Source organism: Paenibacillus thalictri, from assembly GCF_004307995.1.
GTDB classification, from domain to species: Bacteria; Bacillota; Bacilli; order Paenibacillales; family NBRC-103111; genus Paenibacillus_AF; species Paenibacillus_AF thalictri.
This window is the reverse complement of record NZ_SIRE01000005.1, coordinates 1-15,602: the sequence shown is the minus strand read 5'-3', so window position 1 is coordinate 15,602 and position 15,602 is coordinate 1. Positions and strand designations below refer to the sequence as shown.

Annotated in this window: 12 protein-coding genes, 1 pseudogene and 1 CRISPR repeat array; of the genes and pseudogenes, 1 reads left to right on the top strand and 12 read right to left on the bottom strand. The window is 47.1% G+C overall.

What is annotated here, in order from left to right; genetic code table 11:
- Nucleotides 1–64 precede the first annotated feature (64 nt).
- Nucleotides 65–1,573, bottom strand: coding sequence for a hypothetical protein (locus tag EYB31_RS06660; protein ID WP_131012518.1), 1,509 nt, complete (start codon nt 1,571–1,573; stop codon nt 65–67).
- A 465-nt stretch (nt 1,574–2,038) separates the two neighbouring features.
- Here EYB31_RS06660 and EYB31_RS06655 point away from each other — a divergent pair, with 465 nt between their 5' ends.
- Entirely contained in the window at nt 2,039–2,737 is a 699-nt protein-coding gene (locus tag EYB31_RS06655; RefSeq protein ID WP_131012517.1) for a response regulator transcription factor, read from the top strand.
- A 174-nt stretch (nt 2,738–2,911) separates the two neighbouring features.
- On the opposite strand, the gene EYB31_RS06650 is transcribed toward EYB31_RS06655, so the two are convergent.
- From EYB31_RS06650 to EYB31_RS06595, 11 genes and pseudogenes are all read right to left on the bottom strand, one after another.
- Nucleotides 2,912–4,894: a sensor histidine kinase gene (locus EYB31_RS06650; protein WP_131012516.1), complete on the bottom strand. Its 1,983-nt coding sequence runs from the start codon at nt 4,892–4,894 to the stop codon at nt 2,912–2,914.
- Between the two features lie 368 nt (nt 4,895–5,262).
- Nucleotides 5,263–5,574, bottom strand: a complete 312-nt coding sequence (locus tag EYB31_RS06645) for a pepsin/retropepsin-like aspartic protease family protein (RefSeq protein WP_131012515.1) — start codon at nt 5,572–5,574, stop codon at nt 5,263–5,265.
- Nucleotides 5,555–5,818, bottom strand: coding sequence for a hypothetical protein (locus EYB31_RS06640; RefSeq protein WP_240762148.1), 264 nt, complete (start codon nt 5,816–5,818; stop codon nt 5,555–5,557). The genes EYB31_RS06645 and EYB31_RS06640 overlap by 20 nt, the downstream gene beginning before the upstream one ends.
- 91 nt (nt 5,819–5,909) lie before the next feature.
- Nucleotides 5,910–6,875: direct repeats of the CRISPR family, unit length 32 nt; unit sequence ATTTCAATCCACGCACCCGCGAGGGATGCGAC.
- A 181-nt stretch (nt 6,876–7,056) separates the two neighbouring features.
- A complete protein-coding gene (gene cas2, locus EYB31_RS06635) occupies nt 7,057–7,347 on the bottom strand; it encodes a CRISPR-associated endonuclease Cas2 (protein WP_131012514.1) in 291 nt (96 codons plus the stop codon).
- A 12-nt stretch (nt 7,348–7,359) separates the two neighbouring features.
- Nucleotides 7,360–8,250, bottom strand: a pseudogene (gene cas1c, locus EYB31_RS06630) (type I-C CRISPR-associated endonuclease Cas1c); the annotation flags it as partial.
- Between the two features lie 87 nt (nt 8,251–8,337).
- Nucleotides 8,338–9,195, bottom strand: a complete 858-nt coding sequence (gene cas7c / locus EYB31_RS06625) for a type I-C CRISPR-associated protein Cas7/Csd2 (protein WP_131012512.1) — start codon at nt 9,193–9,195, stop codon at nt 8,338–8,340.
- On the bottom strand, nt 9,192–11,039 hold the full coding sequence (cas8c, locus tag EYB31_RS06620; RefSeq protein ID WP_131012511.1) for a type I-C CRISPR-associated protein Cas8c/Csd1: 1,848 nt from the start codon (nt 11,037–11,039) through the stop codon (nt 9,192–9,194). The genes cas7c and cas8c overlap by 4 nt, the downstream gene beginning before the upstream one ends.
- Nucleotides 11,036–11,725, bottom strand: a complete 690-nt coding sequence (gene cas5c / locus EYB31_RS06615; RefSeq protein WP_131012510.1) for a type I-C CRISPR-associated protein Cas5c — start codon at nt 11,723–11,725, stop codon at nt 11,036–11,038. Before cas5c ends, cas8c begins: the two co-directional genes overlap by 4 nt.
- Nucleotides 11,726–11,730: 5 nt before the next feature.
- Nucleotides 11,731–13,917, bottom strand: a complete 2,187-nt coding sequence (cas3, locus tag EYB31_RS06610; RefSeq protein WP_131012509.1) for a CRISPR-associated helicase Cas3' — start codon at nt 13,915–13,917, stop codon at nt 11,731–11,733.
- A 50-nt stretch (nt 13,918–13,967) separates the two neighbouring features.
- On the bottom strand, nt 13,968–14,300 hold the full coding sequence (locus tag EYB31_RS06605) for a DUF6398 domain-containing protein (protein ID WP_165452265.1): 333 nt from the start codon (nt 14,298–14,300) through the stop codon (nt 13,968–13,970).
- Nucleotides 14,301–15,236: 936 nt separating this feature from the next.
- Nucleotides 15,237–15,602 (bottom strand): integrase core domain-containing protein (locus EYB31_RS06595; RefSeq protein WP_165452264.1); only part of this gene is annotated, 366 nt, incomplete at its 5' end.

The following is a 15,602-nucleotide window of genomic DNA, read 5'->3' as shown; positions in this document are numbered from 1 at the left end:
AATTTAAGGGCCGATCCCCTAGGAACGGCCCTGTTTATCGGCACTTTATTTTTTACGCTGCATGCTACTGGCGCGGAGGGACGTCAAGCACCTTCTGAACATAAGAGGATGCCACACGCTCATCCTGAAGTTTGAAATAACACAAAGCGATGTTATATTCGACAGCAAGGGACGAAGCGTCGGAGGCAAACGCCCGCGATTTTTCGAACCAGCCGGCGGCCAGCGCATACTTGCCCATTTTGAAGCACAATTCTCCGCATGTAAACGCCAAGTCGTCGCATGGACTGTCCACATAATATCCGTCCCATACGCGGTCGATGACTGCACAACATTCCGTCTTTTCATGTTCGTCGGCTTCTTCCGTGATGTCCAAAAGCCTAGCGGCGGCAGCTCGCAGAAAGTGGTCGTCATATCCGCTTAAGCGAATCCAGGCGATAATTTCCCTAACCCCCATACCGGGACAACGGCTTTTATATTGAAGCATCAGCTTGTAGAAATCGCCGGGATGAACATGCTGCAAGCAGCGCCCGTACGCCAATTCCGTATTGCGGTACGCTCCCGGCCAAGGAACCGCCAGCAGAGTGGCCATAAACAAGCTATTTTCCGAAAATGCCGTGAAATGGCAAGCGGTGCCGAACCGCAAATAATAAGCTTCGATTGCATGATAATTCAGGGTGAGCGGACATTGCTTTTCTTGCACGGCAAACATGGCCGGGGTTCCGTAACGCTCGAGCTCGGAAGCCGTTGTCAGCGCCTTATCCGCCGATAACAACAGCATCCCTTTTTCCCGCGACAGTCCGCGAAGCCGTTCCAGACAGCGGATCGCCGTATATGGAAAAAGCAGGTGCGTATTGTGCAGCGATTGCTTATACAACTCCAGAAGCTCGTTCATATACGGCTCTTTCTCGTAATATGCTCCGGCATGTATCGGCTCGTAGGTCAGAAGCGGATTTCGCGAGCCAATAGCCTTATCGCCGTTGCAAGTTTCCGGCACATCCGCCGGCACCGAACAGGTAAACAACTTATCCTCGTTGAAATAAAGATGGTCTTGGGGCATGCCCTCGAAAAAAAAATTAGCCACAACCACAACCGGATGATCCAATTGACCCGTATCGATGGTTTCTCCCTGAATAAACAATGAAAGGCGGGTATCCGTCACCGCGTCAAATAAAGCGAAGTCCAGCATGCCACCCTCCGTATACGGCTCCAATTGCCGATGGGATAACCAAAAATCGATGCTTTCAGCGGAGTTGGCGGTCATAATATAACGGAAACCCGAAGCGGGAAACGCTCTGCGTTCGCATAGATAGATCAGATGCCGCAGCAGTTGAAAGGAGAACCGCCCCGTTCCGGCGCCAAGCTCCACAATATATACCGGCTGCTTGCTATGTTCGCACAACTGAGCTCTATCGCGCATAAATTCAAATATCATTTCCGCGTAAGAAGAAGCAATAACCGGATTGCTTGTCATTAAGAATGGCGCTCCTTCGCCAGTCTCCGTATGGATGCCATGTTCTTCGTCATGATCCTTCTGCCATGGCCAAAGCTCCGATTGCGACACCCATGTGCTCATATATGGATATTCCCTCCTGCCGTTTTAACCCAATACAACTGCGGATCATCCCACTGAGAAAAAACCTAACTGACGTTAGGTTTTTTCTTAAGACAAATGCTCTCAATCGGCCATATGCGCTCACGAGGCTTAAGAAGATGGCCTCCATGGCATAATGATGCTTATCGAGTAAGTATAGGGCAGGAGACAACGATCCGTGCAATGGGGGATTGGCTACGAACCACTTTCCTAATCTCAATAAGCAGCCTTATGTATGGCAAGTTCAGTATGAACGCCCAAGGTTAAATTGTGGTAAAATCCAAAAAAAATTTTTCTGATCGGCACGGACTGACGATCCGCTGCTGTTCATAATCGCTGCGCAACCTCGCCTTGCAGCCAAATATAGCTGTTCTTTTGCCGAAAAATTGTTAAAATACATAAATAGAAAGATCATTTGTTTGCGTACGATAAGAGGGGAAGTAAGTCATGGCGGCAACAATTTTAACAGTGGATGACGATGTTCCATTTCAAGAGATGCTGCATCTGTTTCTGACGGCGGAGGGCTTTCATGTCATACAGGCCTTTAATGGAGAACAATGCATGGCCCAACTTCATAACAACCAGCCGGATTTAATTGTTCTGGACATTCAAATGCCGGATACGGACGGCATCACATTATGCCGCAACATCCGCAGCATCTATCCGCTGCCTATTTTATTTCTAACGGGCAATAAACTGCAAAGCGATAAATTAATTTCCCTGCAGGCGGGCGGCGACGATTATTTGACAAAACCGTTTGATCAATTGGAGCTGGTGGCAAGAGTAAAGTCGCATATGCGCTGGGGGGCGCTGCTGACGGCAACCAAACAAGCCGGCAACAAGCTGACGTTTCCGGGGCTGGAGATCGATTTGGACCGCAAGACGGTCATAGCAAACGGCGAACCCGTCACTTTGCTGGCCAAGGAGCTTCATCTGCTCATCACACTGGCGCAAAACCCGCAGCGCGTGTACCACCCCAGACAGCTGCATGAGTTAATATGGGATGATTTAAATAACGGGTATTCTTCCGATTTGATCAAGGTGCATATTCACAATTTGCGCAAGAAACTGGAAATCGATCCGGCCAACCCGCGTTACATTCAAACCGTAAGAGGGTTCGGGTACAAGTTCGACTACGCCCGATAATAAGATGAGCCCCATCCATTTTGTTTGAAACTCGCTTTATATCCGACAGGATTACTTGCCCGCTTCGTCTTAAAAAGCAAAAGCAGCCGACAGGAAGGAAACACTCCCCGTATCAGCTGCTTTTTTACGCGTATAGACTGCAAGCGTATCCGTCTCGCCCTCCGGTAATTTCGCTCAACGGACGACCGGCAGCGTGAAATAAAACTTGCTGCCCTTCCCCGGCTCGCTTTCCACCCCAATCTCGCCCCCATGCCGCTCAACGATTTCTTTGGCTATCGCCAGACCAAGCCCGCTACCTTGAGCTTCGCCTTCTCTATAATAACGCCGGAAAACGTGCGGCAGCTGGTCTTGCCCAATCCCGGAACCGTTATCTCCCACCATCATGCGGACGGAACCGTCATTCACCGCTGCCTGCAAAGTAATCACGCCGTCAGCCGAGGTAAATTTGCACGCATTATGTACAAGATTGGACAGCACCCGTTTGATTAAATGCGGATCCATCCGTACGTCGGCATCCGAAGCGGAAGGCATCATGAGCTCGCACCGCCGTCCGGCGAATTCGATATCCGCGGCCAGCTCTTTGGCGATTTCCTCGTACCACTCGTCAAAAATAACCAATTGCCAATCGGCGCTGGCTGCGGCGTTTTCTTTGCGGCTTAAGTCCAACAGGTCATCAATGAACCGGTTAACATCAAGCACCTTGTCGTACACATTTCGTAAAATTCGCTCCTGCTGCTCCGGCCTTGTTTCGAATTTATGGAGCAGCGCCTGCACACCGCTTTGCACGTAAGAAAGCGGACTGCGCACATCGTGCGAAATATTTTGCAGCATTTCCGTGCGGAATGATTCCGATACAAGCAGTTCGTCATTCGCCCGTTTCAAGCTCTGCGTCTGTTCTTCCACCGTCTTCTTCAAACTAACGTTCCAATCCGACAACGTCTTGACCAACTGCCGCTGCGCCGTTTCCTCCTTAATGCGCATTTGGTTCATAAGGGCATACATCAGAATCGCCATAAATACAAAATCTCCGATTAAGCCGAACTGTGAAGAAATTCGCGTAAACCCGGTGGTAGGGAGCGAACCGTACAGCAGCAGCGCTTTGGGCAGGACGGTCGTCAGAACGACGGGGATTTTCGGAATGATCAAATACAACGCGATTCGGCTGCCTTTACAAGCACATAAGATAAGGACCACTACCGCCAGAAATAAAGTCATGTATTTAAACCAAAACACGAAATTGCCCATACCTAGCGGATAAAACAACACGATGCAGCAGCAAACGACCGGACAAGACACGTTCATCAAACGGCAGATCCAATCGGCCAGCCTGGAATTTTCTCGCGGCAGTAAGATATAGGTCATAAACAAGGATCCGAACCAGCGGCCCAGCACATAGAAGAAATCGTACACCGCGGAAGGGCTCATCCATGAAGCCGATACAAGCCCCTCTCCCGTCAAACGTGCCGTTCCGAACCAAGACAGCGTAAATCCGTTCCAGATCAACAAAACGACGCAAAAGGACAGCACATTAAACAAATAAAACAAATAAGAGCGGCTGCGGGTATATAGATAAAGCACAAATTGAAATACCGCAATCACCATCAGCGTACCGTAATAAATGCCGTAAAATAACAACTCTCCGTACATCGTGTTGTACAAAGCCGGTACTGGCGTGAGCTGAAGCGGAATCAGCATCGAACCGTACGTTTCAAAACGCATGTAAACCGTCGTTGCTTCTCCGCGCGCCAAATGCATCTGATACGAGGGATAATTGCGATGCTCCGTGATTAACGGCAGCTGTGGATATACAGTGATTTTATCCATGATGGAGTTGATAACCCGGAGTTCCCAATGCTCGTTGGACGACTCATTGCTTAAGGTGAATCGTACCCAATAAGCCGATGACGTGTAGCCAAAAGAGGATTTGCCCCTGGCCGGCCGAAACAGCTGCTGAACGGCGGGTGACTGCACATCCGTCAAAGTCCACTGTCCATCCGGATCCTCCAAGACGTCCATGTCCTGATTGATCGAAACACTTTGCTCGTTGCCCGCGGGTATGGCAATGTTGGCTCCTCCGGCAGTACCAGCCGCATAGACAGCGGGAGCTGCCGTAAACGCGGCAGTAAACAAAATGAACAGAACCCAAATGATGCGCATCTCATTGTTCCCCTCTGTTGTGTCGTGATCCGTTTATTGGCATAAGAAAAAAGAGCCTCATAAGCAGACTCTTTTCATCATCGATTTTCGTAATCGTGAAATAACGAATTCTCCGAACGATCAGCATGTTGTTGTATTTCGACAGCCTTCGCCTTTATTCCTGCATGGGAGCGCCATAAATCAAATCAAAGCCTCTTGCAACAATATCAACGCTTCATTGACGTCATCACGCTGTCACTTCCGCAAGCAAATGAGCCAGCAGTGCAGTACGCAAGGCGATGCTGTCCGTCTCTACATATTCGTCCAAGGCATGCGCGCCATGGCCAACTTGCCGGCAATCGACTTCGTACAGATGAACAACCCGCGGCTCATAGATTTTTTAATAGGTGAAAAAAAGAAGCGACAACCGCTGAAGGCACTTGCGTGCAGCATCCAGGGTTGTCGCGGTTTTGTGAAGGTTTAGAAAAAAAGTTATGCAGACTTCCGCCGACGCCATAAAAAGAATGAATATAATCGTCCAGTTCGGCAAAAATGCCGATTTCTTCGACCACATCAGGAGATAGAATCGTCTCAGAGGCTCCTGTATCAATAACAACATTTTCAATCACGATGGAGTTTCCCCGGAATAAAATCTCTATCGACGTGATTAAAAGACCATCTTTATATACGATGTTGATCATATTGTCCTCTGAATCCAAATATTTGTTTGATTTGAACTTCGATTTTTTCTTTGCCCGTATGATAAACGAGGATGTCATCCTTCGACCGGACCAATTCCCGGGTGGCCTCTTTTTCATCGTCAAAAGCCTGAATAACGGCCATATCCTCTACATACCTGGTCTGATTTTCAATGTGGGATTTTAAGATTTGGAGTTTTACAAAACGGTCAGGGTACAATTTTCGAACTTCTTCCCATTTCACCATCCACACCTCTGACAATTCAATTTTATGAATACATCATACTACCTCGGTTTTAAGCATGCTATTTTGCTCTTTTTATCAGTTGATAGCTGGAATTTCAATCCACGCACCCGCGAGGGATGCGACGGTTGGGTGGTGCTGTAATGCCGCTCATTCCGATATTTCAATCCACGCACCCGCGAGGGATGCGACACACATTTAAGATTACGGCTATTGATGCGGCGGGATTTCAATCCACGCACCCGCGAGGGATGCGACATACCTCTGGAAATGTTAAGACCGGACTTTTTATATTTCAATCCACGCACCCGCGAGGGATGCGACTCGGGCAAGAGTTGCTTAATAAGATGCCGCAATACGCATTTCAATCCACGCACCCGCGAGGGATGCGACAAGAATTGGCTCTACAGCTTCACGCTTCTATCTGGTTATTTCAATCCACGCACCCGCGAGGGATGCGACTTTACATAATTTGGCATTATTTGATTGTCCGAAAATTTCAATCCACGCACCCGCGAGGGATGCGACTTTCTATTTTTGGAAAGTTGACACGGTTGACAGAATTTCAATCCACGCACCCGCGAGGGATGCGACCTAGTACCGGTATCCTCATTGATGCTGGCAAGTGATTTCAATCCACGCACCCGCGAGGGATGCGACGTGGAATAGGAGGTCCAGCTGCTGATGCACTGGAGATTTCAATCCACGCACCCGCGAGGGATGCGACCTGAATGGATGGCAGAATTACGACACTACTTTTGCATTTCAATCCACGCACCCGCGAGGGATGCGACGCTCCTTTCAAAGCAAGATCAGATAACAGGACGGAATTTCAATCCACGCACCCGCGAGGGATGCGACTGAGTTAATGCGAATTTGGCGCTCTGAAAATCGAATTTCAATCCACGCACCCGCGAGGGATGCGACCCGAAAGAAACCGGCGACAATCGCCACAAAAAATTATTTCAATCCACGCACCCGCGAGGGATGCGACTGGATAAGTTTAAGAAAGACGCGACCAGAGCGACATTTCAATCCACGCACCCGCGAGGGATGCGACTGCGATTTTCACCTGAAATATGCATGGAACTTCGTATTTCCAACCAAAATCAAAATAAAAACAATAGATTCACATATTTCCAAAAATAATTAAACACAAAAACGGATATTCATGCTACTATTCTCGGTGCGAATGTCCCGGGAAAATCATGTGAGCTTCACATTCGCACCACATATTCGCACTATAATATTAATGGACCTTCCATATCAAGCGATGGCTTCACACCGACATGTTCCACTTTGTTTTTGTAGTTGTTGCCTAATTGATAGAATCTCAGGCTATCCTGGTCTTCATCAATAAGCTCCAGCAACTTTAACTTCAACACAGCCAATTGAGCAGCGTCTACAATGCATTCGAACACGGAATTTTGAACGCGTTGTCCGTAATTTTGACATACTTTGGATACCTGCCGCAATCTTCTTTGCCCTGCACTGCTAACCGTACTGACATCATACGTGATCAATACCAGCATCCATTCATTCACCTACTTCCACATAAAAGGTGGGTATTCATCGAGATCATTACGCAAGTGTCGCGCCAACAATAAAGCCTGAGCATGCGGGACCAGCCCCCATGAAATTTTCTCGCCAAGGTAAGGATGCGTCAGCTTTTCTTGTTTCCGCTCTTGCCAAGCGGCCAAAAACTTTTTTCTCGCTTCATCTTTCATGAAGACGGCCCCGTTTTCTTTTTTCAAAAAATCTTCCTTGCCCATAATCTTCTTATTGATCAGCGACAATACAAATCGATCCGCATAGACACCCCGCAGTTCCTCCATCATATCCAGCGCCAAAGAAACTCGTCCCGGCCGATCACGATGCAGAAACCCGACATAAGCGTCCAAACCGACACCCTCCAAAGCAGACGCCACATCGTTAGCAAGCAACGAATAAGCAAATGACAACATGGCGTTTACATTATCAAGCGGCGGTCTGCGGGAACGGGAATGAAAGTAAAAATCTTCTTTTTGCTGAAAAATCATCGGGTCGAGCAGTTTATTGTAACTGCTGGCCGCTTGACCTTCCAGCCCCCGTAACCGCTCCAGGTCCTCACATTCCCTTACGTCAATGAGGAGCGCGGACAACTGCTGCGAAACGTCTTTGAACCGGGTCACATCAATCCGCAAAGGATATTCCCGCGTCATTCTTTCAATTATCCATTTATGATTGTAAATTTTCCCGCTTATAAAATTACGGGCCAGCTTTGCAGACATAACCTCGTCATCAGAGACACGGTATTGCTTCTTCCGCAAAACGACATTGCCTTTGCTTTCCCCGATGATTCTTGCCAGAAACCTGCCGCTTTGGGTATAAAAGACCAATGAGATATTGCGCTCTGCGCAATATCCCATCAGCGCCGGACTCGCACCGGTGTAGCCAATTCAATCCACGCATCCACGAGGGATGCGGCATTGATCTTGGTGCGAAATACAAGAAAAAAATCTGATGGACAACTACAAACAATGCTACAGCATCTCCATCAATTCCACTCCTGCTGGAACCGCATCTTTATGAACAGTAATCTCATACTGGCTGTACGATCTTGGAGGCTGGGACTCGTCGCGCAGCTTGGCGTCAATGAGATCGAAAAGAGTTGCAGCTGGCGCGCTGCCCAGCTCGGAATTATGCTTAAATACAAACAACTTCCGTGCCGACATTTTTCCCCGCGATGCAGAACGGTCATGATCGAACATCAGCTTAACTGCCTCGAAAAAGAAGGAGAGATCGTTTTCGGTAAATCCGGTTTTTTGGGCAAACTTGGCCGAGACGAACCCTTCGACCCGATACAACCCATACGGTATGATATATTTTCTTCCCATGGTGCGGTTTTCAGAAGCTTTTTCTTTTTCTGTAGTTGAAGCCATCCGGGTAATGGTAACCTCCTGCTGAAAAATGGGATCAACGCTTTTGGAGAAGCAAAGCTGAATCGGTCCCCGCACCTGCCCGCACTTGAAATCTCCCGTATCCATCACTGCACCAAATGCCCTCACATCGAAAAACCGTTTGCAAATATAAGCTTGCGCGGTCAACTTATCGTCCCGGTTGTCCTTCGTGGTGATGCCGACAGCCTCGTAGGCTTCCTTCTGTTTATTGTTCAGGACGGCGCCCTCGCTAACGTAAATATCGAACCCGTCTTCGCCTTCCCTGGCATACTGCGCAAAGTTCCGCACCTTGCGCTTCAAGCACACATCGCTGACGATGCCATGCCCTGTTTGCGGATCAATGCGGGGCATATTTCCAGCGTCCGGGTCACCGTTCGGGTTACCGTTTTCTACATCATAATAGAGCACAAATTCGTATCGGTTTTTTAATACTTCGCTCATGGATTAGAACCTCCCAAAGTAAATGAATGTGCATCTTCGTGTTCCAAAACCGCTTCTTCCGTCGGTTGATCTTCTGCTCCCTGTTTATCCTTGCCTTTAAAAAACATCTGCTGTTGATGGTAGAACCCGACAAGAAACTGTCCTTGTCCTTCCGCATTTAATGTTTTGGGAAAACCTTCAGGCGGAATATGTTCCATGACCTCCAGTAACAATTTTCTTGTGAAATATTTTTTGCTTTTGGAGAAATGGTTCTCCGAATTGTTCAGCAAGGTTGGGAAGACCTGTTGTGGGCTGGCTAAGGCCGCGCTTAAAAATTTGTCCACAATCGAAGCGTTTACTTTCTCCAGAGCATCCGATTGTGCCTTGTTCAGAATCGCCAATATACAACCAAGTTTATATGCAATAGAAGTTTCACCGTAATTCAAAGTCACTCCAAACTCCTCCTTTTGTTGGGATTGACGAGCTATTCGGTTCAAATAACCTTTAATAAATCCGATGCGTGTCCGGTTAATCGCTAATTTCATGTCCGCTGAGGCCTCTGCACGAACGCGGGTCAGCATAGCGATAAACAAGCTGTTCGGATACGTTGTACTGTTCATCACACTGCGAACAAGCGCAACCTGGTGAGGCGCGGGAACGTTACGGCTTTCTCTGCGAACCGCAGTTTCAATCAAAATTTTGTCAAATGACGGATGTTCGGGCTCCCATCCCGGGCCCTCTATATAAATGTCGCGATGATGCTGCTGGAAACGCTCAATGATCTGTCCAAACGTATTCACATAAAAAAAGCGAATTACCGTCCTTGTTTTATTGGCGGTTATTCCAAGTACAAAGATACGTACATTGATATCCAGTTCAAGCTCTTCCGGCCGTGTACCTTTGTACAAATGCTCCATGACGGAAGCCATTTTCCGTCCTGTAACAGCGTCGAGTTTGCTGTCGGCTTCAGGTCTTTGACCACGAATCATTGCAGCTACGGCTTGTTCCTCCAGAGGGGCTCTTTTTTCCGCCCAGAACAGCAGCTTATCGCCATGAATATTCGCACAATGATCCCTGTCGCTAATCAGCATATTTAACGCAGTTACGTATTTAAATGCCGCCGTTACGGAAACTGGCGCATTATCCCCTTTTTCTTTGCCATAGGAGACAAAACTGCTCTGATTAAAACCGACAAGGGTTGGCTTGTCCTGTCCAAACCCTTCCAGATTGCCATGGATGCGAGCGATGGGTCCAATCTTCCCAGTTACCAGACATTGTCCGATAGACGCCCCCTCGGATTTGCCGCTCAAAAACTTCTCCCAAGCATCCTTAATGGCATCACGTTCATGTATATATTGATCCGTATCCTCTTCCAGTTTAAATACGATATTTCCTCCATCGTTCAGACTACTCATATCTACATTACCGTAGTCGAGAGAACCGGGCTTGCGTTTTCTAAAAAAGGCTAATATAGCCCGCGCCCCTTTGTCGTCCACATCATGCAGCACTTGCTCGTGCAGCTTGCCGCTGGCTTCAAAACGATAATCAGCTCCAGCCTGATCGCCGTATATACCGAACAGAAAATTAGCATTTTCACATAAAAATGCCGCTTCCGGCCTGCTTCCCGAACGTTTGGGCTGCTGCGGGGTGATCATTCGTTCGGGAAAAAATTTGGTTTCCTTTTTCCCATTCTTGCCTGTAACCTCCCTTGCTATCATCCGGTTAAGGACAATCAGAACCTCGCCTTCTTCGTCAATGACAATACATTTGGAGATCGGCGTGACCGCATAACCCGGTTGAGCCACGTCCAAAGGATACTCTTCTGCCATCCGATCGTAATAGGCAACAAGCGATTGCAGAATCATAGTCCCACCTCACGTGAAACTTCAATGACTCCATTGCGCATCATAGTACGATAAAACTTGGGCTGAAACGAATACATCGTTTTCCCTTTCCCCCGCTCTTCCCCATATTCGATATCCCACAGCATCCATCCTAAATCCATTTCCTCAATATCGGCATAATGGCTGGCTAGACGCTGCTCAGTATGGTCGATCAATTGAAACCGGGCCGCAAATTCGCGGCAGCCCAAATATGGATTATGGAAACACTGTCCTTGCCTCGCGCGTCTGAGAAACATATTGTAGAACTTCTCGGGCGTATCCGTCTCCCCGACTTTGCTCGGATTCATTTCAAAATGTGCATCGATCAAATAAGCGACATTTCGTAACACAAGGGATGCCCGCTGCTGCCTATCTTCCGAAGGATATTGGTGCAGATCGACATGAGCCCCGCCCATAGCGGCGGTAACGTTGCGTGGAGGTATTTTGGAACCCACTTCATTCCGTCGGATAGATTCAAAGTCAATCCGGTTAAGCACGGTGATCCGATCGACAATCCACTTGATGGCGGGTTTCCACAAGATTGCTTCCAGTATTCCTCGGGCAGCCGATGGCGTCATTACGTCATAACTAACTCTTTCACCTTTCATCTCGGGTCTCGTGAACAAAGCATAATCGCCGCTTACTTGCAAAGTAATGCCGTACCCCATAACGTCTACTCCTCCTCCGCTTGAATGATTAATCCAAGTTGTTCGCTATAAAGATCGCTGATCTCGCCGCTTATTCCTCCCTTCAATGAAGTCAGATAAAATAGGGAGTTCTCGATATTCCCTAGTCTCCCTGTATGTTTAAGCTGCTCAAGCTCCTGGGGATATAACGATACGGTGTAACGTTGGAGCTTGCGGCTGAAGCTGCCCGGATACAATGACCGCTGCGCTTCTTCTAACAGATGGACGGCGTCGCGATCATAAGGAATGACAACGGAAACCGTATCTTCTTTAATAAATTTGAACAAACGGGACACTTCAGCAAATTGAAACGAGTATTGATCCGCACCCGCATTTAAATTGCCTAAAATGTTATATTGATCAAGTTTTTTGCGCTCAAACCCGAAAAATTGTTTAAAATAGTAATGAATCGCATCTGGCTCCAAAGGATCAGGGAATTTTCTCAATACGAGCTTGGCCAAATCAGCTTTGTCGGAAAACCAGCTTGTACGCGCAGAGGTATCGGAAAATTCAAAAAGATACATATAGCCGATCTCCAAATTGCCCTCGCGGTTGCACCTGCCCGCCGCCTGACAGATCGACTCTATACCGGCCATTTCACGGTAAACAATCGGAAAATCAAAATCAACTCCCGCTTCAACAAGAGTCGTCGCGATGACGATACATCTTGCATCCTTTGGCATATCTTTAATCATTTTTATCATCTTGGAACGATGCTCCGCGCACATCAAAGCGCTTAAATGAATGATGCCCTCTTTTTCGGGCAGTAGTTTGTACAAACGTTGTGCTTGTTTCCGCGAATTCACAATACATAAGGCCCTTTGGTGCGAAGCAAGCAGTGCAGCCAAATCTCCGGCACTTTTTTTGCCGATATTCGAAACATCGACACGTTTCAAATTACGGTATAGCGACTTCGGATCGTCGATGATTTCTGTCGGCGGCTGGATACGATCAAACCATTCCGGCTTAAGCGCAGGTTGTGTTGCTGTGCAAAACAATACGGTTACGCCATAATCGGCGCAAAGACATTGAAGAGCGGCCAGCGAAGGAAGCAGCAGTCCGCTGGGCAGCGCTTGGGCTTCATCCAAAATGATGACACTGCCTGCAAGCTGATGAAGCTTACGTGCTTTTGACGGTTTTGCGGAAAAAAGACTTTCAAACAATTGCACATTGGTAGTAACAATCAGGCTGGCTTCCCAGTTCTCGCTGGCAAGCTGTCTTGGGTCGAACTCCGTTTCCTTATCCTGATGAAATACAACATTACTGTGATGCTCAAGAATTGAATTTTGCCCCAAAACCCCTCTGTAGACGTCGGCCGTCTGTTCAATTATGGACGTGAAGGGCAGCGCCACAATCACCCGCCGCATGTGATGTTGAACCGCGTGTTCGAGTGCAAATGCAAGTGAAGCAAATGTTTTACCGCTTCCGGTCGGAGCAGTAAGTGTATAAAAACCTCTGGGCCCTTCCGCTGCACGCAAACAGCTAAGCAGTACGTTACGCCGCGCCTCAAATACATGATTATGCAGCGGCTTGCTTAACAACTCTTGTATGGTAGGCTGAAATAATGTTTGCAATTGTTCAATAGATGGAAATTGATTGCGCAGAGCTGCTTTGTCGGGCTGAAAATATCGCTCCGCGTCCAAATAATCCGCGTCAATTAAAGATGAGTACAACATACGAATCCACAGAGACGAGGTGATGCCTGGATTAGAGCCTTTTTCAAGTTGCTGTATAGCAGTAGACACGACAAGTCGCGGAAGAACAGGCTGCTCTTTATCGATAATGGAAAATTTGTTTTTCCGCAGCACTTCCTCTAGACCAATAAGAGGCCCCCGTGAAATATGATTAGGCAGTCCTCCGTGATGTCCGTATATGGCATAAGCCATAGCCAATCCATAAGGGTATGGATAATGCTGATTTACAAGCAAAGCGCCGGCAGTTTTATGATCGACACGTTTATTGGAGCCTTCCAAACGTTGCTGGAATTCCGGCGAGTTTTTGCCGTAATCATGGATGTAGCCAAGAATTTCTCCTATACTCCCGTTTTGAAAATACTCTGCATGTTTAGTTGCATTCTCAGCCGTGTCATGAAGATGCTTTGGCAGCGTGTGCCACTTCTCCTTTGGAAGAAGCTGGCCTGTCAGCGGATCGCGCTGGGAATGGGCGTATTTCACATAATCCCCCCTTGAACAAGAATGGATAGTTTTTTGTTAGCGCTTACATATCATTGGGTCTCATTCATTAATTTGCTTACATAACTGGATTTTTTGTTAAGAGTTATCGGTGAGATACCAAAATGTTCACTGATAAAATCAGATTGGTACAAAGCTCGGCGCCGATACTGATCATCGTAGTTCATCGCCACATGAGCAACAGCCGCCGCCCAAACTTTGATTCTTCCTGATTCAAGCGGATTGTCCGGATGATTTGTCATTACGTTGAGGATACGAACAACTTTTTCTTCTGGCAAGTAATCGTAAGAACGAAAAAAGGGGACAAGTAACGAAAAAAGCCTTACATGAACCAGTTTCACGCACACTTCCAACATCACCCACATTATTATAATTATTCCTAAATCCACATTAATCCAACTATTTCTGCGAGTCAATCATTTATTTAACATAAATATAAAATATCATTGAACATTAAATTTCCCAAATTAAACATAGCGTTTGTAAACAACGGATTGTTATGCTGAGTTGAGACAAATAGAAAACCACCTGCACATTCCGTAAAATGGTGGTGCGACCAATCCATAGAGGGAACGATAGATGCACTACTATTATACCATACTTTCATTAATTTACCAGAATTTTTCATGTTGGAAGTATTGGAAATCAATGAGCAATCGATTCATATTGAGGTCTGCCCACGCTCGTCTACGCAAGGCAACAGCCGGAGTTTTTGGCCCTTCGTCCGAAAAGCAGTGGTGATGGACTTAGCCCCTTATTATCATATTTGGTTTGCAGAGTGCACTCCGGAAGCCATCCGGATTGCCGACAAGGGCTGACTTTGGTGTAGAGCCACATTAAAATTATAAATGTTGCTAGCATTAAAAAAGTTTGATAATATTCTACAATGTATATTGTTACAATGTCGCTTCCCATCGTGGCTGCGTGGATAGAAACAATGAAATTTTTTAGTTTATGTTAGTCACTAGGCCGCCCTCTGATGTCACTTCGGAGGGCGGCCTTTAATTACGATGAAACAATCGATTAGGCACCATAACAATAGCGTATTTAAAACAGCTAATAGCGCGAGATACGCCGGCAACTGCTCTTTCCTACAGACAACCGGCGTTTTTGCAATTGAGTCAGCTCTGAACGTTGCAGCGTACGTATACATACGAGCTACATTCCAAAGTGATTTGATTTTCCAGAAGGATTTCCAAGTACTTTTATCGAATTTCAAATCATAGTAATTTCAATAAACGAACACGCCGTATTCGGCGTTTGTCAAGCTAGTTGTCGTTAACTCTATAAACTATGAAATGTCAAGACAAAGATTTTTCCCCAGCCTGAATAAGCGCAACCTTTTCCGGGTTGAGCCATACTTTTTCTTCCAGGTTCCAGTCGCGAATTTCGCCCGACCATCGATTCGGATGCTTGGCTTTTGCAGCCGCGTAGACTTCCTTCCGTCTATTGAACACTTCATCGGCTAGTCCCTGGTGGCGTTGGCTTGGTGTAATGAAGTTTAAGCCGCTATGACGATGCGTGTCGTTGTACCAGCGAACAAAATTCAGCACCCATTCTCGCGCTTCAGCCAGGTCTGAGAAGCCCTTAGCTGGATAGTTAGGGCGGTACTTGCACGTACGGAAAACAGACTCCGCATACGGGTTGTCGTTGCTTACCCGCGGACG